General features: G+C 51.4%; 9 protein-coding genes. 1 reads left to right on the top strand and 8 read right to left on the bottom strand.

Translation table 11 applies throughout. The features are described from left to right. The first annotated feature begins 167 nt into the window (after positions 1-167). The gene (locus tag CBX96_RS00805; RefSeq protein WP_109285380.1) at positions 168-824 is read left to right on the top strand and encodes a hypothetical protein; all 657 of its coding nucleotides are present in this window, start codon (positions 168-170) and stop codon (positions 822-824) included. Here CBX96_RS00805 and CBX96_RS00800 read toward each other — a convergent pair. The 8 genes from CBX96_RS00800 to CBX96_RS00765 form a co-directional block, all read right to left on the bottom strand. After that, positions 817-2,511, bottom strand: a complete 1,695-nt coding sequence (locus CBX96_RS00800) for a diacylglycerol kinase family protein (RefSeq protein WP_109285379.1) — start codon at positions 2,509-2,511, stop codon at positions 817-819. The genes CBX96_RS00805 and CBX96_RS00800 overlap by 8 nt on opposite strands. Before the next feature lie 154 nt (positions 2,512-2,665). Next, positions 2,666-2,860 (bottom strand): hypothetical protein, encoded by a 195-nt coding sequence (locus tag CBX96_RS00795; protein ID WP_011623423.1) that lies wholly within the window; start codon positions 2,858-2,860, stop codon positions 2,666-2,668. Between the two features lie 22 nt (positions 2,861-2,882). Then, on the bottom strand, positions 2,883-3,059 hold the full coding sequence (locus tag CBX96_RS00790) for a DUF1328 domain-containing protein (RefSeq protein ID WP_011626732.1): 177 nt from the start codon (positions 3,057-3,059) through the stop codon (positions 2,883-2,885). A gap of 663 nt (positions 3,060-3,722) precedes the next feature. Further along, positions 3,723-5,375: an eicosapentaenoate synthase subunit PfaD gene (gene pfaD / locus CBX96_RS00785; protein WP_109285378.1), complete on the bottom strand. Its 1,653-nt coding sequence runs from the start codon at positions 5,373-5,375 to the stop codon at positions 3,723-3,725. Between the two features lie 128 nt (positions 5,376-5,503). Then, positions 5,504-11,440 carry a beta-ketoacyl synthase N-terminal-like domain-containing protein gene (locus CBX96_RS00780; protein WP_109285377.1) on the bottom strand — a complete coding sequence of 1,979 codons (5,937 nt, stop codon included), beginning with the start codon at positions 11,438-11,440 and terminating at the stop codon, positions 5,504-5,506. Further along, positions 11,437-13,917, bottom strand: coding sequence for a PfaB family protein (locus CBX96_RS00775; RefSeq protein WP_109285376.1), 2,481 nt, complete (start codon positions 13,915-13,917; stop codon positions 11,437-11,439). The genes CBX96_RS00780 and CBX96_RS00775 overlap by 4 nt, the downstream gene beginning before the upstream one ends. Then, positions 13,914-21,839 (bottom strand): type I polyketide synthase, encoded by a 7,926-nt coding sequence (locus tag CBX96_RS00770; protein WP_109285375.1) that lies wholly within the window; start codon positions 21,837-21,839, stop codon positions 13,914-13,916. The genes CBX96_RS00775 and CBX96_RS00770 overlap by 4 nt, the downstream gene beginning before the upstream one ends. Beyond that, positions 21,836-22,705, bottom strand: a complete 870-nt coding sequence (locus CBX96_RS00765) for a transcriptional regulator (RefSeq protein ID WP_109285374.1) — start codon at positions 22,703-22,705, stop codon at positions 21,836-21,838. Before CBX96_RS00765 ends, CBX96_RS00770 begins: the two co-directional genes overlap by 4 nt. Positions 22,706-22,763: the final 58 nt, after the last annotated feature.

The following is a 22,763-nucleotide window of genomic DNA, read 5'->3' as shown; positions in this document are numbered from 1 at the left end:
AGCGATATCGCAACGGTTATTTCCATTGATGTGAGTCGTTGGTTTAACTCGAAAGGATCTAAAAATAAGTTAGGTGTTGATTGTGTAAACTATCAATGCCTCATATTGTTACTAGCACAGGTCAATTTGAGATGGTGAGATAATTTTTGGAACAAGGAGCAAGTTCAGTGACGCTTAATCAACCTCCTAAGAGTGCGCTTTATCTCAAGGCGTTGAGTACCCTGTACCGACCTCTACTGTGGTTTTTTGCCGTTGCCTTGTTAGTGCTTGGATTGCTTTGTGCGAGGGCGGCCTGGTTACAACCCGAGCCCGTGTTACGGCTTGTGCTTGGTTGGGTGGCATTTTTTCTGTTGTTCCCTGTACTGCCGCTAGCGTTAGTTCGGCAACAATCTTGGTTAGATACCGAGCGACAGCAATTGTGGCTCTGTAAAGGTGTATTCAATGGGAAGTCGCCTGGATTGTGGCGTTGGCGCGCCTATGCCTTTTCAGATATTAATGCTGTGCAACTCTATCTGCTACAAACAACCCATTGGCACCAGCTCGACCGTAACCGCCAAGCGGAAGATACGGTCGATCACTATCTCGCCTATTTACAAGTGCAGCAGCCTAAAGGGAGTCAATTGAAATTGGCTAACAGCACTGACAAGCAGGAATTACAGCAAGTTTTGCAGCAATGCGCGCAAGCGATAGGCTGTAAGTTTCAGGATTTTAGCAATAGTCCTCAAAAATCCCACCCCAAAGTGAGTGAATTTAATTTTATGCGAGTGCTTATTGCGCTTGCTGTTTTTATCTTAATAAACATCGCGATAGTGTCATTTACGTGATTTTTCGGTCGATAGCATTTTCGGTCGATTCTTGATAAGGCACAAACACCTTCAAAGAGGCGGGCAGGATATCGATATTGAGTTCCTCCGGCTCACAAATCTCGCCATCAATCACATACTTGCATGGGGGCTGACTGCTGATCTTCACCTTTTTAGCGTGGGCATGTTTCACTTTACCCGTGTTGCCCATGGCCGCAGAGTCGCTATTAGCGGCCTCTTTAATCCAGCCAGTAAAAGCCAGTTCAGCCAGACTGATAAGCTGTTCATTTGGCTCATTATTTGAATCTAACCAAGTGATATCCAACAAGCCGTCGGTCATATTGGGTTCACCCTTACCTTGGGCGAGTAAGCTGGTAAAAGGCGCTGCATTGGCAACCACTAGGCTGTGGGTTTGCACTGTCATTGGGGCTTGGTCATCTAAAGTCAGCTGCAACTCGAGGTTGGTGTCGGTGTTCACCGCGCGCCACAAACCATCGAGGTAGGCGAGTTGGCCGAGGGCATTTTTACGCTCGCGGCTTGCAGACTCAATCATTTGCTGCTCAAACCCAATGCCGACCAGCAGCAACACCAGCCGCTCATTGCAACGCGCCGAGTCTATGGTCTGAGTCTGGCCTTGGATAATATTATCAAGGGCTTGGGAGACGGCATTGAGCTTACTGCTTAAACCAAAGAGGGCGTGTGACAGGGCATTGGTGGTGCCTAGCGGGATAATGCCTAAGGTGATATCGGTGTCGATAATCTCCGCCGCGACCTCTGTGACTGTGCCATCGCCCCCGCAAGCGATGATGATATCGGCGCCCTGAAGCCGTGCTTTTTTCGCTTGGGTTTGGGAGCTAATCTCTGGCGTGGTGAGCGCTAATTGCACCTCAAAATAGCGTTTCAGTTCAGTGCAAATTTGTTCGCCATGGCTCTGCCATTTTCCCGCGCCAGAGACGGGATTGGCGATAATCCAGGCTCGCTTATGCAGTTTGATTTCCCCTTGAGTGTACATCTGCTCCAGCGCTTTAAGTTGCCAGCGATTTAACCCTGCGGTTTTACGAATGCTTTTAATCTGTTGCAGCACCTCGGCGAAGCTGAGCTCGGGACGGCGGCACACAAGATAAGCGGCCAGCACCATTACGGAGCGCCCGCGTCCGAGCGCGCAGTGGATTAATACCCGCTTTTGGGCGCGTACTTGACGGTGTAACCAGTTAATCGCCTGATTTAATTGGGCGCTAGTCGGCACACTGTGGTCAAGAATAGGGATATTCAGATAGTCAATATGATCCTCATACAGGGACACATCGAGGCCGTCGAATTCGGCGGTGACATCTAAAATGGCGGTAATGCCATAACGATTCAGTTTAGGTAAATCGGCAGCGCTTAAGCGGCTACCCAAGTATAGATATTTATCAATGGCTTGCATTGAAGGCACGCTATCGCGGCGCCGTGCCCAGAGATTATAGAGTCGGCATCCTAATAAAAATGGAATAAAGCCCCAACGGATATACCAAGGGATGGATCCATCCTGACGTTTTCTAAAAATACTGGCGAGATTAAACCAATAGGCTGAGCCGACAAGGGCGAGGGAAAGGCTGCTCCATGCCCAAATAAAGGTGAGGATAGGGGAGTGGCCCGTTACGGCGAAATAGCCAAATAACAGCGCTCCGAACAGGTAGAAATACTTAATGTGGATCCTACTCAGCATTGGCATCTCCTCCATCGATAAGCGGCGAGCCTCAGGGAAACCCACTTTATCGTGACCAATAGCTGTCACGATAAAGTGGTTCGGTGGTACTCAATTGAACTGTGGTTCCCCTGATAGACTCGTTTGCGGGACTATCTACTTTCCGTCATCCGTTCTAGCAGCGAGTATCTTTCGCTTTAACGCCTTCTTTCAGTTCTTCACAGGCATCTTCAATCGCATTGCCGGTATCTGTGATGGCTTCATCGATTTTTTCGCCTGCGTCCTCGGCGTGGTTGTCGCTACAGGCTGACAGTCCAAAGGTTAATAATAAGGCTAAAAATGCAGTGGTAATCATGGTCATAGGTTTCATATCGATTCTCCTTTTATCCAATTTAAGCGCGTGGTGCCTTGCCCTTAAGGGCGTTGACCAGCAGGGAAATCACAAGTAATACAATAAATAGGAAGAAAATAATCTTTGCGATCCCCGCTGCGGCGCCAGCGATCCCCGTAAATCCAAACAGTCCGGCGATAATGGCCACAACCAGAAACATTAAGGTCCAACCTAACATAGCCACCTCCTTTGTCTTATTTCGGTTTTTCTGTCTTCTTTCACTCTGCATGTTTACGTCGAGTGAGCTAGTTGCTGGGTGAGTTGGATAAGCAAGGTTACGTCTTACATCCTGTTATCACTCAATCCCGCAATAAACTCACAAAGGGGATATTGCGAGCTTAATGCCAACTTTGAAGTTTTTAGTTAATCCACTGATTATTAGTGTAATTTTTAAATTTTGTATTGGCGGGAGTATTGGCTGATATAAGCGAGATAGGCAATTTTTACCTGCGATTCGGTAAGAGTTGCAGTGGGGAAATCGAGGGAAAATCGCGTCCATCAAAGTTCGTTTCTGTAATCCATTTTAAAATCAGGTCGTATGTATTTGATAGTTTGTAGGCGAGCATTGTCACGGCAGTGGACATCGGAAAAAGGGATTTTTCCGTTGAGCCCCCAGGGATGGGTTTACGGCGTGCCACTGAAGTGACAATGCGGAGCGGAAACAGAACTCCAATCGGCTTTGGCATTGTTTATTAGATTGATTGAAAGCGACAATGCCGAGCGGAACTGAACCCGTAATAGAGCTAAAAATGAAACTCAAAATTTAACCCCCCAATTTAACCCAAAAAAAAAGCGGGTTAAGTTTTCACTTAACCCGCTCAATAAGGTTTAGCAAAGCGAATTAGCAGCGTTGCAGTGGTTTCCAGCGTTGCAGGTTGACCGGAATACTTACCCCTTGGGATAACAACAGGTTAATCCGTGCTTGATAGGCGGCGCCCTGCATTAAATGTTTGGCCAAATCGACCGCATTGCGCTCGCGGTAATCATCTAAATAACTGCCTTTTGCCCAGGCATTAAAGGCGCCGAGGGCGGGGCCTGCCCAGATTTGGTAATCCATTTCGCGGCCAACTTCACCCGTGTTTGACCAGCGGCTTGAAAGACCCAAATACCAGCGGAAAATCAATGCCATTTTACGTTTTGGGTTATCCAGTGCACGCTCAATTTGTTTAGGATCGCGCTCATTAAAGTGCGCTACAGTACCTGCCCAAATATCATCTAATGAGGCGCGAAACACTTGCTCTTCCAGCTTTTGTCGTTCCTCTGTTGGAATCGCCTCAATCGAGTCGTAGCGGGTGTAAATCTCGTAGAGTTTATTGGCGCGCATTGGGAATAGGGTGCCGCGCTTAACCACTTGTAACTTAACGCCCATTTCAAACATATCGGCGGCGGGCGCCATAGTCACATCGGCCATTTCGGTGGTGGCGAGTAATTTACGGGTATGTTCGCTGGCCCCAGCCTCAACACAGGCTTGGTTGATTGAGCCAGTGACAATAAAGGCCGCGCCCATATTGAAGGTCGCCAGCGCCGCATCGGGCGTGCCGATACCACCACCTGCGCCCACACGGATCGGTGTTTTGTACTGGTACTTGGCTTGAATGGTATCTTTGAGCGCCAAAATAGTCGGCAATAACGTGACCAGAGGGCGATTGTCGGTGTGGCCGCCAGAGTCAGCTTCGGCGGTAATGTCATCGGCCATAGGCACAGATTGTGCCATCAACATTTGATCTTCGCTGATAAGCCCTTCGTTCACTAATTGTTGCAGCATCTTAACCGGGGCGGGCTCCATAAACTTGGTCGCCACCTCGGTACGGCTGATTTTCGCAATCACTTTGTTGCCAATCACAATCTCGCCGTTGGCGTCGCGGCTCAGGCCTGCGGCTCGGTAATAGACGATTTGCGGTGTTAAGCCCAAGAAGGCCGAGGCCTCAACCGTACGCACTTGATGCTTGAGGAAGAGTTCGACACTGCCACGCTCAAGCGCTGGTTCGCTCGGGCTGTGAATGAGGTTAAAGGCGTAGGGGCCATTGGGCAATGCCGTTTGAATGCGTTTAATCGCGGCTTCAACGCGAGATGGGATTAACCCTGCCGCGCCAAAGGAGCACAAAATGCCCGCCTGACCTAAGGCGATAACTAACTCTTCCGAGGCGATGCCGTTGGCCATGGCGCCCGCGTAGTAGGCGTATTTCACCCCATGCACACGGCGAAAGTTACTGTCACCCAAGCTTTGGGTGCCAAGGGCGGGGGCGAAGGCGCTCACAGGATGCAAACCATTGCTTTTGTGTAAGCCATTGCTGGGTTGTGGTTCTGCAAGACCGACGACCTCGGCGCTTTGGGCTATGCCTAGGCCTTTTTCGGCATGATTGACTAAGTAACAGGCTTGATTGAGATCTTTAAGTTTTTTGCCAAGGGAATCGATATCGAAACTGATGGCGGCTTCATCAACCTGCCATGGCCAAGGACTGAGCTTATTATTATCGAGTGTGGTATTCGTCATTTGGGCTTTTCACTTTTAGGTGTTTGGGGCCTGAATTTGTTTGCCGCAGTGGGGTTATTCCCTTGCACTGCGGCTGTTGTGTACTGTTTAAGCTAACTTTGGCTAATGCCGCAAGTTAGGCGCTAGCGCTATGCCTCTTCGATGCAGATAGCGATATCGGTTACCTCATAAATGCGCAGGCCATCCTTACTCAGGTTGGCATCGCCCTTGATGATGCGTTTACCGTCTTTATCTTCAATGCTGGAGATATGCACATCCAGCGACATCTGTTTGTTTAATGGATTAATTTGACCGCGATACTTCCATTTAATTTCTGACAGAATTTGGCCAAATTTCGGATTATTAAAGCCTGCGCCTAGGTCTTGGTCTATGGCATAGGTTTGCAGTAATTCGATAATCGCCTCGACGCCGAGGGAGCCTGGCATCACTGGATCCTGATGGAAATGGAACTGGAAGAACCAATCGCTCGGGTCAATGGTGCGCTCGGCGTACAAGTATCCCAGACCCTTCTTACCGCCAGTTTTTACAATCTCGGCTTTATCGATAAAGTTGAGCTGCCCACCCGCGAGGCGGTAGTGTGGTTTGCCCAGCGGCGCCACGAAACTGCGGCCATTTTTATCTAACAGATTGATTTGGCTGTCGGCTTTGATACCGCGCTCAATGTGCCAGGCTTGGGTAATTTTACCATTGTCGATCCCCAACTGGTTTTTAAGCGCATCGGCCTTAAAGTAACCGAAAACCGCATTACCACGGTAGAAGGGCTCGCCATCGCAGCTCAGTTCGAAACTAAAGTTTTGAATGATATTGCTGCCAGCAATCACGGTGGACAGTAGGCGCGAATCGTTGACTATGGTCTTACCGCGTAAATCCACTTCGCGCAGTAACTTGCCACTGCCGTCGAGGTTGCGGAAGAATAACTCCTGCCCCGGGAAGCCTAAAGTCGTGCCCATATAACCCGAGATAAAGCCATTGGGCTGCAATGAGATTTCCATCAACACTGAGTAGGGCATCACGCTCGGGTGGCTGTTTTTAGCGTAATACCACGCGTTGTTGGGCACTTCATACTCGGCAATACAGGAGGATGGCTTTTTCAGCTCGCCACGTTTGCCCTCAATGGCTACCACTCTGGTGGTGAGTTGCAGATCGCCGCAGGGCGTGCGCGGCGGGATTAAGCCTCGGTAAATACTAAAATCGGGGCCGAAGCAGTTTTCAATATCGCCGGTGGCAAACTCAAACATATGGTAAGGCGTAAACGGCAGGGTGTCGGGCACGCGGTTGGCGTACTTAGAGCCTGCTGGCGCAATCGGCGCACTTACATGCTTAAGCGGCACAACGCCTTTATTCACGGGAGCTGCAACATCCGGGATTTGCGCCATCAGCGGCGCTTGTTCCGCGAGGATTGCGATATTTGCTGCTTGGGAATCATTACTCTGCGAAGAACCGCTGTGTGAATAGCGGGTGCAATCCGCTTCTTCTTTAATCATCACCCCGAGGTTTTGGAAATCCACCACTACTTTGTCATTGAGCAGAATATCGATATTCGCCTTGGCATAGGGGCGTGGACTCATGCCAATTTCGGTGACTTCCATCCGATAGGTGAGCGTGCCAGATTGTGGCAATACCTGACCGCGGCAGCGCACTTTTTGCGATGCGTTTTCAAGGGGTTGGAAACGACCGTTAGTCACCCCAAGGTGCATACCAATATGCAACATAAAGAATTGCAGTAACTGACCACAACCTTCGGCCATGAGGGAGCCGGCCATCACTTGGTCGCCCTTAAAATGGCAGGGGAAATACCAATGGTCGGGGGCTAATTGTTTGTGACCTTCAATCAAGCCTAAGCCCCAAGCGCCGCCATGCACTTCGAGCTTGCTGACTTGTTCGATCATCAGGAATTTTTCCGAGGCGAAGCACAGTGAAGGCTGGAGACCAAACTTCGCCTGATGGGCCGCATGTTCACCACCAAAACAGCCGCCAATGTCGGCGCTCAGTAGACGGTGGATTTGGCCGTAACTAAAGGCCGTTTGCGCGCAGTTAAGTAGCGGCGTGAAGCGTGGCTGATTGCCGTTTCGCGCATATTCATTGGCCAGTGCAATTTGTGCTTGCTCGCGCAGCTTAATTTCGGCCTCGGTGCGGATCACCCCTTTGCCATCGGCTAGTTCTTTATCGGTAAAGAATCCCGCGCAGCCGCCGTCCATTTTTAGGATCAGCTTATCGCCCACGAAACATTCGTAGGAGAAGAAAAACAGCAGGGTATCGCCATTGCGGGCAAAGTGGTTGATGGAGATATCGTAGCGCAGGGTATCACCGCCGCGGGGCAGGTCCCCAAGGAAGGTGAGTGTGCAGTCGAGCAAGCGATAGACGCGCTCGCCTTTGTTTTCAAAATCGATACCTAAGTAGCTGATCAGCATTAAGTCGCACTGGCCCGATTCGACTGCCACCGCCCACGGAATTTGGCCATCGACCAAGAAGGGCGCATCCACGGGAATGTCGTACTCTGTGGTCATAGTGCTCGGCTGATAGCGGTTCATTTGCGCGTTGAGCTTAGTCACCCGCGAGACTAGCAGATAATCCGAGGTTGGCAGACGCACGCGGCGTGCGTAGCTGTCGATAATGGCGTAATCGGCACCAAAGACCTTGGCAATGTCGCCCTCAGCGTATTCCACCAGATCCTGATAGTTCCAAATGCAGGGCTTAGCCGCAGGAATGGGTGGCGTATAGGGAGCGACATTTGCGTGATCGGGTTTTAACTCTGGTTTTAATTCTGGTTTTAGTTCTGGTTTTAGTTCTGGGACTGATACAGCTTGCTGCGCCGCAATGGGAGCAATATTCGCGCTGGTGGCAACATGTGGTGCAACAGACCCCATTTGTGTCGTCTGGGACAATTGCGCTTTTAACAGCGCATCGGCCAGTTTGAGCCCTTGCTCACGGCTCTGTAAAAAGGCTAAGTGAGCCTCGCGGGCCAATTGCTGGTTTTGTAACAGTGCCGCGCTATCCTGCGCCAAGGGCGCCGCCGAATATTGGTGTGGTGCGTTAGATGACATACCGCTCTCTACTGCTATTGGTGTGGCAAATGGGGTGGCGTTTTCAGCCGTGGTATCAAGTGCAGCTTGTACTCTGGGCACAGTTTGTGTCGCCAGCGGTGCTACAGGCTGCAACTGGCGCATTTTGCCTTGGATGGCGGCAAGTGCGGGCAGTGGCGTATCCACAATATGTTGATAGATATCGCGGCCACCGAGCGTCACTGGTTTGATTAAGTGTTTTTGCTCACTCAAGGTTAAGTCCTGCTCAAGGCGCTGTTCTAGTTGTGCCGCTTGCGTTGCCGTTTGGCTTAACAGCAGCAGTGAGCTCACTCCTTGGCTTTGGGTAGAGACTAATGCCTGTTTTTCGGTGTTTTTATCCGTACCCGCAGACCCGTTCTTTAGGCTTAACAGGGCACTCAAAAGACTAGCCATACCCGCAGCGGCAAAGTTATGCCCAAGGGTATTGGCGACTCGATTGCATGGCGTCCCCATAAGATTAAGCTGCGCTAATAGCGGCTCTGCGGGCAGTTGCTCTTCTGGAGCAATACATTGCTCAACCATATGAATGGCAGCTGGCACTGAAGGATTGGCGATAGCCGTTTCGGTTATCAGCGAATCAAGCAGCTTAGGCAGCTGATGATGTGTGCCAAATGCCTGACCACGAATTTGGCCGTAACCCTTTTGAGAACTGTTACTCGCTTGTTGACTGTTGCTCGTTTGCTGGTTTGTCAGCACGATAGCGCCCGCACCTTCACCCACCTTCCACTGTGGATTCGCGCTGTCGGCATCGAGATCAACGGCGACCTCGGCGTTTTTCAATATGACCTGTTCAACACAGCCGCTTAAATCCACGGCGGCAATCACTACGCCATCGAGGGCCTCTTGGGACAGTAAGTTTTGCGCCACATCGATACAGCGAGCGACCGATTGCTCGGCGGCTGAAATGGTAAACGCCGGGCCGTTAAAATCCCACAGCGAGGCGATGCGCGACGCCATAATATTGCCAATAAAGCTGGTGTATTGATTGAGCTTGGCGGCATCGAGCACGCTGTCCATGGCGATGGCTTCGAGGGCAAGGTATTCATCATTGGAGAGGTGAACGCCTTGTTTCTTTAAGCTATCTGCAAGTTGGGTGTGCAAATTCACCCGGCCACGGAATTGGTGCAGCTCAAGCTCGGTTTCCATCGCCACTAATACGGCGACCTTGCTGCCCGCGGTTAACTTGGCATCGCGAATTGCTTCATCGGCGACTTTTATCAGCAACAATTGCTGGGAGATCAGCCTGTCATCCTCATTAGGCGGCACTTTAAAGCGTAGAAAGTCAAAATCAAACTGCTCGATATAGGCGCCTTTGGGCGCGCGATTTAGGCCAAACTGGTTAAGGATATCGGGGTGTTTATCTAAGCCTTTCCAGCGGTTAGGTGGCAGCGGGATAAAGGCATCCGTTTGGACTATTAGCGCCTTATCCAGCGCATTGATGGAGGCCAAAGGCCCAAAGTGCGACGCCATGCCGATAACGGTTAATGCTTGCTGCTGATAAACAGGTTTGTTGGCTTGTTTCTCGGCGCTGTGAGTTGTTGGTTGATAGGATTCCAACAACAGATGGGCATTACAGCCACCAAAACCAAATACAGACACCCCCGCATGGCGACGATCGTTGCCTGTTTTATCGGGCCAAGCCTGCAGCTGAGTGGGGATATTATTACCGCTAAACAATCCCTTAGGCGATGAAATCGGCGCTTTAAGGTTGATACTCGCAGGTAGCTGGCCTGAGCGCATAGCGAAGATCATTTTCATGATCCCAGGCATGCCGGCGGCGGTAAGCAAATGTCCAAGGTTGGATTTAGCCGAACCTATCAGCGGCGCTTTAGTGCCGCCGAGCTTATCTTCGAAAAAACGCTCCATCGAAGTGAGCTCAACCTTATCCCCCAGCGGCGTGCCGGTGGCATGGCATTCAATCACTTCGATATTGCTCGGGTGGGTGTTGGCGGCGGCATAGGCATAGGCACGCTCGAAGGCTTGCACTTGGCCCTTACTGTTGGGGCTTAAGACAAATTGGCCCTTGCCATCGTTCGATAAGCCAATACCACTGACCACGGCATAAATATTATCGCCATCGCGCTCGGCATCCTCTAAACGTTTAAGCACTAATACGCCAGCGCCTTCGCCTGCGAATAAGCCTTTGCTATTGCTGTCGAAAGGCGCCGAAATTCCATGGTCTGGATAGGCGTGGAAAATCGAGAATCCCATATTGATAAAGAAGGGATCGGCGCCCGATACCGCGCCCGCGAGCATCATATCGGCCTTGCCTGTGGTTAAATAATCGCAGGCCAATTTAAGTGCATACACTGAGCTGGCACAGGCGGCATCGAGGCTGAGCTGTGCGCCGCCAAGGCCGAGGGCATCACTTAACAATTTAGACGCCGTGTGGGCGATGGCACCATTGGTGGCCTGTTGCGTGCCCGCAATTGAACCATTGGCGAAGGGTGCTAGGGCAAATTCGGGTTGATTAAGCTTGGTTTTTAATGCCTTTTCAACCGCTTGATGGTAAATCGGTAAAAACAATTCATTGGAGCTTGCGGTCGGGAACGACAGCGTGCCCATTACAATCCCTGTGCGCTCAAGTAATGGTGCCGTTAAATCCACGCCCGCATCCAGCAGGGCTTTTTTACTGCAATCTAATGCCCATAAAAAGCTTTCATCGAGCTCGTCAAAGGCCGCTGGCGGTAACTGATAACCCTGCGGGTCAAAACGAAAGTTGCGGATATAGCCGCCCTTGTCGCAATAAAAACGGTCAGCTTGGCCTTGAATCCCTTGGTAATCAGCAGGATTGGCATTGAGTTTGGCCGCATCGATTTGGCTGCGGGAATCTTTTTTATCCAGCAGATTTTGCCAAAACTGCTCAGGTGTGTCGGCATCGGGATACTGAACGGCAAGGCCGACGATGGCAATCTTTGGCATCGCCTTTGAGCTTTGGCGCTGGTCGTTTGGCACAGCTGTGCTGTCTTGCTGAGTCGGGTGAGCATGCATTTGAGAACTCAAAGGGGTTCTCCTTCTTGGAATACGTTTGAATAATGGCCTAATGCGCTGGCTGAATGTGGCGCTATCGTTTTCGCTGTAGTCTTATCTGCAATCTTATCCGCAACAGGAGTGGCTGACTGAGCTGCCGATTGAGGCATAAGCGGCGCAAGGGAGAGTGGCACTCTATGGCTGATAAGTTGAGCTAAGCATTTGAGTAAACTGGTGATCGTATCGCTGCCCTTGGCATTGCATGCCATGGCTAATATCGGTTGTTCCTGTGTTTGAACGCCATCGGCGCCCAACTCTAGTTGGCGGCCGATTTTATCGATAAGTGTGCTGGTTTGACGATCGGCGCCCACCTCAACAAATAAGCGCGCACCTTGTTGATACGCGGTGTTAATCAGCGCGGTAAAATTCAGCGGCGCACAAAAGGTGTCGGCAATACTCTTGGCAATGCTTTGGCTGCCGATACTGACGGCGCTTTGCTGCGCCGCGCTAATAAAACGCACTTGAGTCTCGCAGGCATTCGCCTTTAAGCCCAAGGTATAAAACCTTTGGATAGCATTGTGCTGTGACTGCGAGGGCGGGGTATGCATGGCGGTGACTTTATTGCTGGCAATACCACGCTTATTCAGCCTTGCAAGGAGTTGTAAGCAGCTTGCTTCGCAGCCCGCGAGAATACAGGTATCACCCTGTTCAATCGCCAGATAAACCCGTGGAAAATCATTCAGCAGGGCATTAATTTCGGCGCGAGAGGCTCGCACTAAAAAGCTGTTCCATACTAGCGGAGCATCTTCACTCAACTGCCAATCGCGGCGCACCGCAAGCAGTGGGCCTGAAATCTCCTGATTGAAGATGGCGCTGCTTTGAGTTGCATTAATCAGGGCCTGTGGCGTTTGCCAGATATCTAAACTTGCCCACATGGCCGCTTCACCCATGGAATAGCCCAGAGCGAGTTGCGGTTGGATATTAAAGACTTGAGTCAACAGCCGACTAAATAGGTAACTGGCGCCAACACCGCTAATCGCAAGTTGGCTTAAGCTCATGTCTGCCGCATCTTTTAAATCAACAGCACTTTTTACATCAACTGCACTTTTGGCAGCGCCTTGGTAAATCGCCTCGGCCTGCAACATGGCGGCTAAATCCCCTTCACGTTCAAGCTCACGATAAAGTTCAGGGAAATAGCTATATAAGTCGCTGAACATATTCGGGTAAACCGTGCCAACGCCGGGGTAGACAAAGGTTAAGCCCGTATCGCCGAGGGGCGTTGGCGTAAAATAACTGCCCGCAGGGGTCTTAAAGGCTAGATTGGCCGATGGCGCTGGCGTTTGGGCTGGAGCTGGCGCAGGAGTCTGTTGCGTCTTTTCAATATAAGCGCGCATCGCCTTGGCTTCTTGCATAAGCTCTTCAAGGGAGCCAGCCATCAGCACTAAAGCTAATTTATCCTTTGCTTGATAGCGCTTAAACCAATCACTGCCTTGGCTGCTGAGCCAATCCGTATCGGGAAAGTTTGCCGATAAATCTAATGAATCAATTAGTTGTGATAACTGTACCGTTAAAGACTCATGTGTGTTGCCGCTAATGGGAATAAAAAGCCTGTTGGCATTGAGCAACGGCTGAGCGATAAGCCGAGTGCCTTGGGTCAAGATAAGGCTTTGGGCTGTGCTCGCTTGAGGGGGCTTACCCAAGAGATTACCCAAGGGCTTATCCAAGAGCTTATCCAAGAGCTTATCCAAGAGATTACCCAAGAGATTTAGGCTTAACACTCTCGCCTGGTGGGGCTGGATAAACCAATAGCCGTTCTGGGCGCTTATTACGGGCTTTTCAGCGCGCAGTTCAGCGTGTTGTTCAGCGAGTCGTTCAGCCAGTTGTGCTGCATCAGTCGCATCAAGCATTGGTTCAATGCCTTTAAGGCTGCGATGACTTAACGCCTCAACCGCTTGAGATAATACATTCAACTGACTGGCAAGATTGCCTGCCTGCGCGTAGCTATTAACCGCCTGAGCACAATCGCGTTTCGCCAAGCTAAAAGCGCTGTTTAAGCAGCGCTCGACGGTATTTGTATTGATAGCATTTGTTTCTTCGGCTGTTTCAGCTTGGATTTGCGCTAATGCGGAAATATAAGCCTCGGCATGCAGGTGTAACTGCGCTGCCAACAGCCCATCGAGCAGATACAGGCTACGGGCTTGCTGCTGATATTCAAAGCGAATTTCAACGAGCTGTTTTTGCGCAATATGGTCGAGTTGATCAGTGAGCAAGGCGACCAGTGTTGGCTCATCAGCTGGCTCATTAATCAGTGGCTTATCTTCAACATTGAGCTGAATTCGACAAGCAATCAACTGCTGCAGCTTGCTAACATCGGTTTGTGCATGGCTAAGTACACTCTGCATCCACCCATCACCAATCCATACGGCTATTCGCAGTGGCTTGGCATTGGGATGCGGACTGTTTAATGCCGCATTGCTTAATGCGGCATGTACGCTTGGGTCGAGTGTCACTTAACGCTTACCTCGGCCGTGCTTTGGCCTGCTGCCTGCTCTTGCGTTTGTTGCTGAGGTTTATTGGCCAAAAACGCTTGGTTGAGCGTCTTACTGACCGTAACCTTGGCCCGTTTCATCTCGCAGCTTAATCGGCCATCTTGATGATAGAGCGCAATATTGGCTTCAAGTGTTCGGGACGAATGCTTGATAACATCCAGCACTAATACCGCCTTCTCATCAAAACCTAAGGGCGAATAGGACACAAACTCGCCAATGGCACTGGGTAAGCTTGCCGCTTGATATTTAAGGCGCGCCCACACGAGCATGGCCTGCAATAACAGATCTTCGGCAAAGGGTTGTGTGCCTTTATCCTCAAGATTTGGCGCAAACTCGCCGCAGTCATCTAAGGCCACCGCTGGCAGTGCTACCTTAGCGATAAGCTGCTGATCATCAAAGGCGAGCACTTCGCTTATGCCTTGCAGTCTTGGGCCATGGAACAGTGTTCCATCGCTGTAGAGCGACTCACGGTTCGCGATAGCGGGTTGCTGCGTTATCTCCTGCATCAGAGAATGCAACTCGCCAACCTCGAAACGCTGCACGTCTGGCATATCATCCGTCTGCGCCACTAACACTGCCTGATACTGCGGGCGACCTTCAAAGCTTATCAGCGCGGTTAACGCTTTAGTCGATTGCTGTGTAGCGTCAGTAAGCGGCGTGAGCATCAATTCGAGCTCAATAGGCGCATCGCGGGCAAGCAGCGCCTCATCGAAGATAATTCCCTTGAGCAGTCGATAATCGCTGACACTCACCGCCTTACCTAAATGGGCCTTGGCGGCCTCACGCATCCAATCGATGGCGCATACCGTTGGCAACACCGCATGACCGTTGATGCAATGATCCTCAATAAAGCTCATGCGTTTAGGGTCGAGGCTGCGCATGACGCGAATGTTTTGCGGGACCGTTTGGGCCATAGGCTGCGGATCTAACGCCATGGTTAGATCCGCTTCAGGCTTTTTTGCTGATGCAGCTTCAACAGTATTGGCGGTATTGCCCTGCATATCGGTTCCGACCAACAGCTGCGCTCCCGTATCACTCAATAATTGGCTGGCAAATAACTCGGCACCGGTTTTGAGTGGAATGACATAGACCCCACGGTCGATAAACATCTTTTTCAGCGCAGGATTGACCATGCCGCCATCCCAAGGACCCCAGTCAAAGCTCATCACCTTGGCCAGTGGCAACTGCTGCGCGAGTTGCAGCGCAGCCTTATTGAGAATGTCGTTAGACATGGCGTAGTCGCTCTGGCCGGTATTGCCGTAAAAACCCGCCGCCGAAGAGAATAGGGCGATGAGTGTTAACTGGCTAAGATCCAGTGCCGACAGCAGATTGTTAAGTCCGGTCACCTTAGTGCCATAAACGCGTTCAAGTTCGCTTAAGGTTTTGTCTTGAATATGTTTATCGGCAAGTACGCCCGCGCCGTGGATAATCCCCGTGATGGGCGATAGGGCGCTGATAGGCGCAATCGTGCTGGCAATGGCGGCAGGATCGTTAACATCTAGGCTTAAGTATTCGGCGCTGGCGCCAACCGCTTCAAAGGCTTGCAAGGCATGGCTGATTTCAAGGCTGCTTTGTACTGGCCAAACTAAGGCATCCACTTGTTTGGGTGTGGGTTTATCACCCAGGCTTTGCAAATGTGCAATGGCTGCGGCTTTCAGCTCATTGCGATTTTTACCCTGAGCCCAAGCGGGGATCCCTTGATGGGCGCTGCGACCCGCGAGGATAAAATGTGCCTTGCAGCGTTTCGCTAAACTTAAGGCGCACTCGAAGGTGACGCCCTTAGCACCGCCTGTGACGAGGATTTTGTCCGCTGACGAGAGAGACGCGCCACTGCGGCGAAGCACGGCATTGCCCGCGACTAAGGTGGTGCGCTCAAGCTCGCTATCAATACCGACTTCGACCGGCGCATCTTGGAGGTAGTATTCCTGCACTACCGCATTAGCGACCGTTTTAGCGTCCAAGTTTGGTGCGATATCCAGCGCGCGGCAAACCACTCCCGGCCACTCGTGATTTAAGGTTTTAGTGAGTCCAGAGAGCGCCGCTTGGTTGAGTTCACTCTGGCTAATAACAGCGCCAGCCGACTCGTCCATGCCGATATAGCCAAAGCCACCGTCGATACGGCTGACGGTGACAAAGCGGCAGTGGTCGCGCTCGGTTAACAGCGGTTGTAAGTGTTTGGCAAACAAGAAGGCTTGCTCGACCGAGGCTTTGGCGTCGTCTGCCAGCACTAAGCCAGCACCTTTATCGGGAACGGACTTATGTTGTGGCTGCAGATGAATAAAACCGGCGATTTGGCCAAGCGCTTCAATCTGATTGATGACCTCACAAATACTTTCATCATCAATCGCCTCCAGCGTGAAGCTGGCAATATGGCTATCGAGTGGTGATGCGCTGGTCACAACCGTTTTCGGTGAGCGTACAACCGCGACCTTAACGTCTTGGGCGTGAAGCTTTTCGGCAATCACCCCCGCGTTGTGGCCATCGTCGCCGATAACGACGTAGCTGTTTGCCGTCAGTTGAACATCGCTAGTTGCTATGATGCGCGCTAACTCAGCCGCCGCTGGCAACTTTTTTAGCATCACCTCACTATGGGGCGGCAGGTCGATGGTTTCCTCGACGGTTTCTGCAGTTGCCTCTTGAATCTCTTGAATTGGCGCAGCATGGTTTTGCTGTGGCGCCTCACTTGATGCTTGCGAACCCGCATAGAGGGCGACAATCTCACCCAAGGTGCGACACTCGGCTAAATCCTCAGGGCTCAGTTCTGGCAGGTTTGGCAGTTGATCTTGTACTGTGCCTAGAATTTCCACGCGCTTAATAGAGTCGATACCAAGGTCGGCTTCCATATCCATACTGAGTTCCAGCATTTCAACGGGATAGCCAGTCTTGTCGGCAACGACCGCCATCATAGTGCGTTCAATCTCGCCATTAGATAGCGCCGCACTTGCAGCTACTGCACTTGCGAGTACTGCATTTTGTGTCGCATGGCTAACTGAGGCTGCAGCAGTTACGGCTGTCGATACTACAGGAGTCGCTTGGCTAAAGAGCGCCACGATTTCCCCTAGGGTGCGACACTCGGCTAAATCCTCTGGGCTGAGTTCTGGCAGGTTCGGCAGTTGATCTTGTACCGTGCCTAGAATTTCTACGCGCTTAATGGAGTCGATACCAAGGTCGGCTTCCATATCCATGCTCAGTTCCAGCATTTCCACGGGATAGCCTGTTTTGTCGGCCACGACCGCCATCATAGTGCGCTCAATTTCATCATTAGAAACCGCCGTGCTTGCAGCTACTGCAGTTTGTGTCGCATGGCTAACTGTGGCCGCAGCGGTTACAGGAGTCGCTTGGCTAAATAGCGCCACAATTTCCCCTAGGGTGCGGCACTCTGCTAAATCTTCAGGGCTGAGTTCTGGCAGGTTCGGTAACTGGTCTTGTACCGTGCCTAGAATTTCTACACGCTTGATAGAATCGATACCAAGGTCGGCTTCCATATCCATGCCAAGTTCCAGCATTTCCACCGGATAGCCCGTCTTGTCGGCTACCACCGCCATCATAGTGCGTTCAATTTCATCATTAGAAACTGCAGCTCCTTTAGCTACTGCGCTTTGTGTCGCATGGCTGGCTGTGGCCGCAGCTACTACGGCTGTCGATACTACAGGAGTCGCTTGGCTAAAGAGCGCGACAATTTCCCCTAGGGTGCGACACTCAGCTAAATCCTCTGGGCTGAGTTCTGGCAGGTTCGGTAATTCATCCTGTACTGTTCCTAGAATTTCCACGCGCTTGATAGAATCGATCCCAAGGTCGGCCTCCATATCCATACTGAGTTCGAGCATTTCCACGGGATAACCAGTCTTGTCGGCCACGACCGCCATCATAGTGCGTTCAATTTCATCATTAGAAACCGCCGCACTTACAGCGACTGCACTTTGTGTCGCATGGCTAACTGTGGCCGCAGCGGTTACAGGAGTCGCTTGGCTAAATAGCGCCACAATTTCCCCTAGGGTGCGGCACTCGGCTAAATCTTCAGGGCTGAGTTCTGGCAGGTTTGGCAGTTGGTCCTGCACTGTGCCTAGAATTTCCACCCGCTTAATAGAATCGATCCCAAGGTCGGCTTCCATATCCATGCCAAGTTCTAACATTTCAACGGGATAACCCGTTTTATCGGCGACCACTGCCAGCATGGCGGTCTCGATTTGCTGCACTGCTGACTTTTCGGAAAGCACGTTAGTTGCTGTCGCCACAGTTTGTACTTGTGGTTGTGCTACTTGTGATTGTGTTACTTGAGGTTGCTGAACTTGAGGTTGCGGAACTTGGGGCTCATTCACAGGCGCAACAGTCGCTTTTGGCTCTGTAACTAACGCTTGAACCACGGACGACTGAGCTGGAACAACAGGCGTTGCCGCTGTAACTGCCACTGGTGCAACCGTCACAGGTGCTGCTTGAGTGGGGGCTTGAACCTGAGGCGCTGGCATTTGGCCGAGTAGGGCTAATGCCGCTTGGCTGCTGCTGGTCTGCAATTGCATAAATTCAGCATGGCTCTTTAGGGTTTGTGCCTGATGCTGGTGGAACAGCTCCATCGAGCGTTGCAGGCTCTCCGGAATGGCAATGCCAAGGCTTGCCATTTTGGCTTGCTCAGCCATCAGGGCACTGACGGTATCGCCGTACTGCTGCGGGATGGCTAAAAATTGTTGATGTAATTGCGCGGCCTGGGTTTGGGCTGCAAAAAAGGCGCTCAGGGCATCTTGATTCGCCTGTCCAGTGGTAACGCTGGTTGGCTGCGCAGACGTTTGTTGTTGAATATTATTGCTATTTTGTGCCACTGACTTTTCCACTTCGACAACCTTTTCTAGAATTTTTTCGACAATCACTGGTTTTTCAACCACTTTCTCAACGAGGCGATCCACATACTGCACTTGGCTGGTAATTTTGCCCGATTGCAGTGAATCGACCATTTTGTTGCGGGTCGCTGGGCTGATGTAGTTGGTCGCGTTGAGCTTGATATTCATCGCCGAAGGCGTTGCTGGCGCAATCAATTCGGCTTGATAAGGGTCAATCTCACCCAGTTTTACCCCCGCAACCGCCAGTTGCACCGCAGCGCTGCGCAGTTGGCTATCGGAGTCGGCTTTAGGATTGGGGTTAATGCTGATAAGGCAAAGCTCGCTTAACTGCGCGGCGAGAGTATTTTCTGTCAACTTTTGCAGAATGTTTTTCGGGCCGAACTCGACAAATACCCGTGCGCCAGCGGTATACATGGCTTCTAGCTGCTCGCTAAAGTGCACCGATTGCAGCATATGATCTTTAAAGGCGGCTTTGATGGCATTGGCATCGCTAGGGTGTAGCTCGCCTGTGCCATTGGCATACAGGGCAATCTTTGGCGTGTTGAATTGAGCCTTATCGATGGCTTCGCTAAAAGGCTTTTGCGCATGGGCAACCAATGGCGTGTGGAAGGCGCCAGAAACGGGCAGGGCTATCGCCTTAAAGCCTAACTCACCAATGGCCTTAGCGGCCTGTTGTGTCGCTGTGGTAGCGCCTGCAATCACCAGCTGAGTCGGTGAGTTGTAGTTGGCAATCTTGACGCCATCAAACTGCGCTAGGCAATCGTTGATAGCCTCAATATCCTGTTTTTGCTTAAGAATAACGGCATACATGACGCCAGCATCACGACTTGAGTCGGCATCCTGAGGTGACTGCGCCATTGCATGACCACGTTCAAAGGCAAGCTTGATGTAGTCATCCATTGAGATAACGCCTGCGGCGCACAGGGCCGAGAGTTCACCAAAGCTATGACCTGCGAGCATATCCGGGGCGAAACCCGCCTGAGTCAACAGGGCGTACTGCGCCATAGAGATCGCGCCGATGGCGCTTTGGGCATAAAGGGTATTGGTTAACGCACTTTCCTGCGCTTTTCTCGATTCATCATCGAAGGCGGGGATCGGGTACAGCACGCTTGAAAGCGAAGCCTCACCACGGTCGCTAAACACTTTATCGCTGGCGTGGATATGGCGGCGAAGCTCGGGGAAGTTGTTGGCAATTTCCAGTCCCATATTCAGGTATTGCGAGCCTTGACCGGCAAATAAGGCCGCAACCTTATTGTTATCCTTGACCAGCGCTTGGGCGCGAAAACTTATCCCTGAGGGTAGTTGCCAGCTCTCGGCGCTATTGGATTCTAGCTGCGCTATCGCTTGCGTTAACAGAGTCTGTAACTGGGCATAGTCCTTGGCAATAAAGCCAAGACGGGCCGATTGTGGCGCTAGTTCACGCAGGGCGTAGGCTTTTGCAAAGGCAACAAAATGCGCCTGAGAAAGTTCTGCTTTGGCGGCAGTTGCTTGCTGTAGCGCGGTTTTTAATTCGCCAAGCAGCGCGGTTTTGTCGGCGGCGGCAAACAGCCAGCTTTGCGCCACGCTGCGCTGGCGATAGGCGTCATCGCGCGCGTGCTCTGGGTGATATTCTTCGAGCACTAAATGGAAGTTAGTGCCCCCAAAACCGAAGGAGCTGATCCCAGCGCGGCGCGGCGTATCGTCACTGCGTTGGATCCAAGGGCGTGCCTCGGTATTGAGATAAAAGGGCGAGCGGGCAATGTTTAATTTAGGGTTGGGCTGACTAACGTTAATTGTTGGTGGCAAGACTTTATGGTGCAGCGCCAATGCTGCTTTAATCACACCCGCCGTGCCTGCGGTGGACTTAGTATGACCGACCTGAGATTTAACTGAGCCTAAGGCGATATGCTGTAACTGCTCATTATCCTTCGAGAATACTGAGGTTAATCCATTGAATTCGGCCACATCGCCTGCGGCTGTGCCTGTGCCGTGGGCTTCAATCAAGCCAACGGTGTGCGGCGCAAAGCCTGCGTCATCATAGGCGCGCTCTAATGCCTTGGCTTGGCCTTCGGGGCGCGGTGCATAAATGCTCTTAAATTTACCGTCCGATGATGCGCCAACGCCTTTGATTACCGCATAGATACGGTCGCCATCGCGCTCGGCATCGTCGAGGCGTTTTAAGGCGACCATGCCGATCCCTTCGCCAATCATCATGCCCTTAGAATCGATATCAAAGGGTTGAATCTGTTCGTTGGTGGTAAAGGCTGGCGTCTTTGAGAAACTCATATACATGTAGGGCGAGTTGTCAGTACAGACACCGCCGGTAATCATCATGTCGCTGCGACCCTCGGTCAGTTCGGTCAGCGCCATACGCATGGCGGCAAGCGAACCGGCGCAGGCGGCATCGACGACGCAGTTCATTCCCCCTAAATCGAAACGGTTGGCGATGCGTCCGGCAATCACGTTGCCCAGGGAGCCGGGGAAAGAGTTTTCTTCCCAGTGGACATATTGATCTTGGAATTTTTTGATCAGCAGTTCGCTATCTTCATCGCTCAGGCCACTGCTTTTAAATACTTTTTTCAGCACTGGGTATTGCAGGCGGGCATTGAGGCTATGGCTTAACTTTTGGCCTCCGCCAATCCCGAGGGTGATGCCGATGCGGTCACGGTCGTAATCGTCTGGCAGATTGGCATCCTGTAGGACTTCCTTGGCGACGACCAATGAGAGTAACTGTGAGCTGTCGGTGAGTTCCAAAATATTGGGCGGCAGACCAAACTCCATCGGATTGAAGTCGACCTCTGGCATAAAGCCACCGCGTTTGCAGTAGCTCTTATCGGCCTTGGACTTATCCGCATCGTAATAGTCATCAATCGACCAGTGGGACTCGGGTACGTCGGTGATTGCATCAATTTTGTCGCAAATTAAATCCCAAAACTTATTCAAATAGCGGGAGTTAGCAAAGATACTCGCCATGCCAACGATGGCAATCGGCATATCTTTTAAGCGTTTATTCAGTCTCTTATCGGCTTTTTCATCGGTTGATAATTGAGGCTGTGATGGGGTATGGCTCATAACGAGTCTCCACTGGCAAAGCGTTTAGCCGTTGCCTTATTAAGGGATTTAGCGATGGCTTTTGGGGTTTGTACGCCAGGAAAGCGGGCTAAAAAAGTGTGGTAGTTGCGTACCAGCAATTTACGCAGATGAAACGGCCCATCCTTCAGCACATAGGCAATGTAGCGATTGGCCGCTTGGGTGTTACTGTCTTGATAAATATCGATATAAATCCAATCTGCCTTGCTATCTATGCCAAGGAGTACCGATTTAGGTTCGGCCTCGGTCAATTGCGGCGGCAGGGTGAGGGACACCACTTGTACTACGGTATCGCCATCTGTGCTTGGCAGGGCAAGCGCCTTGGCTAAGGTTTCGGAGTTGACCGTGTAGGTCTGAACATCGCTGCCTTGGCTGATAGGCAATTGATTAAAATACTGTTTAGGCACAAGCTCTTGATCAAACTCATCTAGGCGCGAAACCCCATATCGCTTAAGGCAGCGGGCCAACCCCGAGCGGGACACATTGGGGTTAATAAAGGTTTGAGTGGCCTTGAGCAGCCTGTCTAACGGCAGTTTGAGCTGATATCTCAGTCCCACCACCACGTATTCTTCCATCGGAGTGAGGGTGGTATTGAGGTGATGCGGCGTATTCGGGCTGTCGTTCACTGACTCGCGCTTGCGCCATTTACGCACTGTGGCTTCGGTAATATTTAAAATTTTGGCGAGCTGACTCACACTCAATTCAGATTGCTGAATAAAGTGTCGCATCTCCGGCGTGGTCGTGGCATTGCGGTGCCTTGCCGTTTTGGGGGCAGATTTATGCTCCGAGCTTGGCTTACCAGCCTGAGCATGATCCGCGGCTTGAGTACCCACTTTTCGAGAACTCATGTTGTTAGTGCTGTCCCATCTTTATTATTTTCATCCAACATAATCTATCGGGACTGCT

Origin of the sequence: Shewanella sp. BC20, assembly GCF_003129585.1 — a bacterium.
GTDB lineage: Bacteria > Pseudomonadota > Gammaproteobacteria > Enterobacterales > Shewanellaceae > Shewanella > Shewanella seohaensis.
Note: the sequence above shows the minus strand (reverse complement) of the source record. Positions and strands in the feature narration are given on the sequence as shown.

Bases quoted from the DNA above. Each gene is read 5' to 3' on its own strand.
- CBX96_RS00800 (WP_109285379.1), bottom strand. From the start codon at position 2,511: ATGCTGAGTAGGATCCACATTAAGTATTTCTACCTGTTCGGAGCGCTG.
- CBX96_RS00795 (WP_011623423.1), bottom strand. From the start codon at position 2,860: ATGAAACCTATGACCATGATTACCACTGCATTTTTAGCCTTATTATTA.
- CBX96_RS00790 (WP_011626732.1), bottom strand. From the start codon at position 3,059: ATGTTAGGTTGGACCTTAATGTTTCTGGTTGTGGCCATTATCGCCGGA.
- pfaD (WP_109285378.1), bottom strand. From the start codon at position 5,375: ATGACGAATACCACACTCGATAATAATAAGCTCAGTCCTTGGCCATGG.
- CBX96_RS00770 (WP_109285375.1), bottom strand. From the start codon at position 21,839: ATGAGCCATACCCCATCACAGCCTCAATTATCAACCGATGAAAAAGCC.
- CBX96_RS00765 (WP_109285374.1), bottom strand. From the start codon at position 22,705: ATGAGTTCTCGAAAAGTGGGTACTCAAGCCGCGGATCATGCTCAGGCT.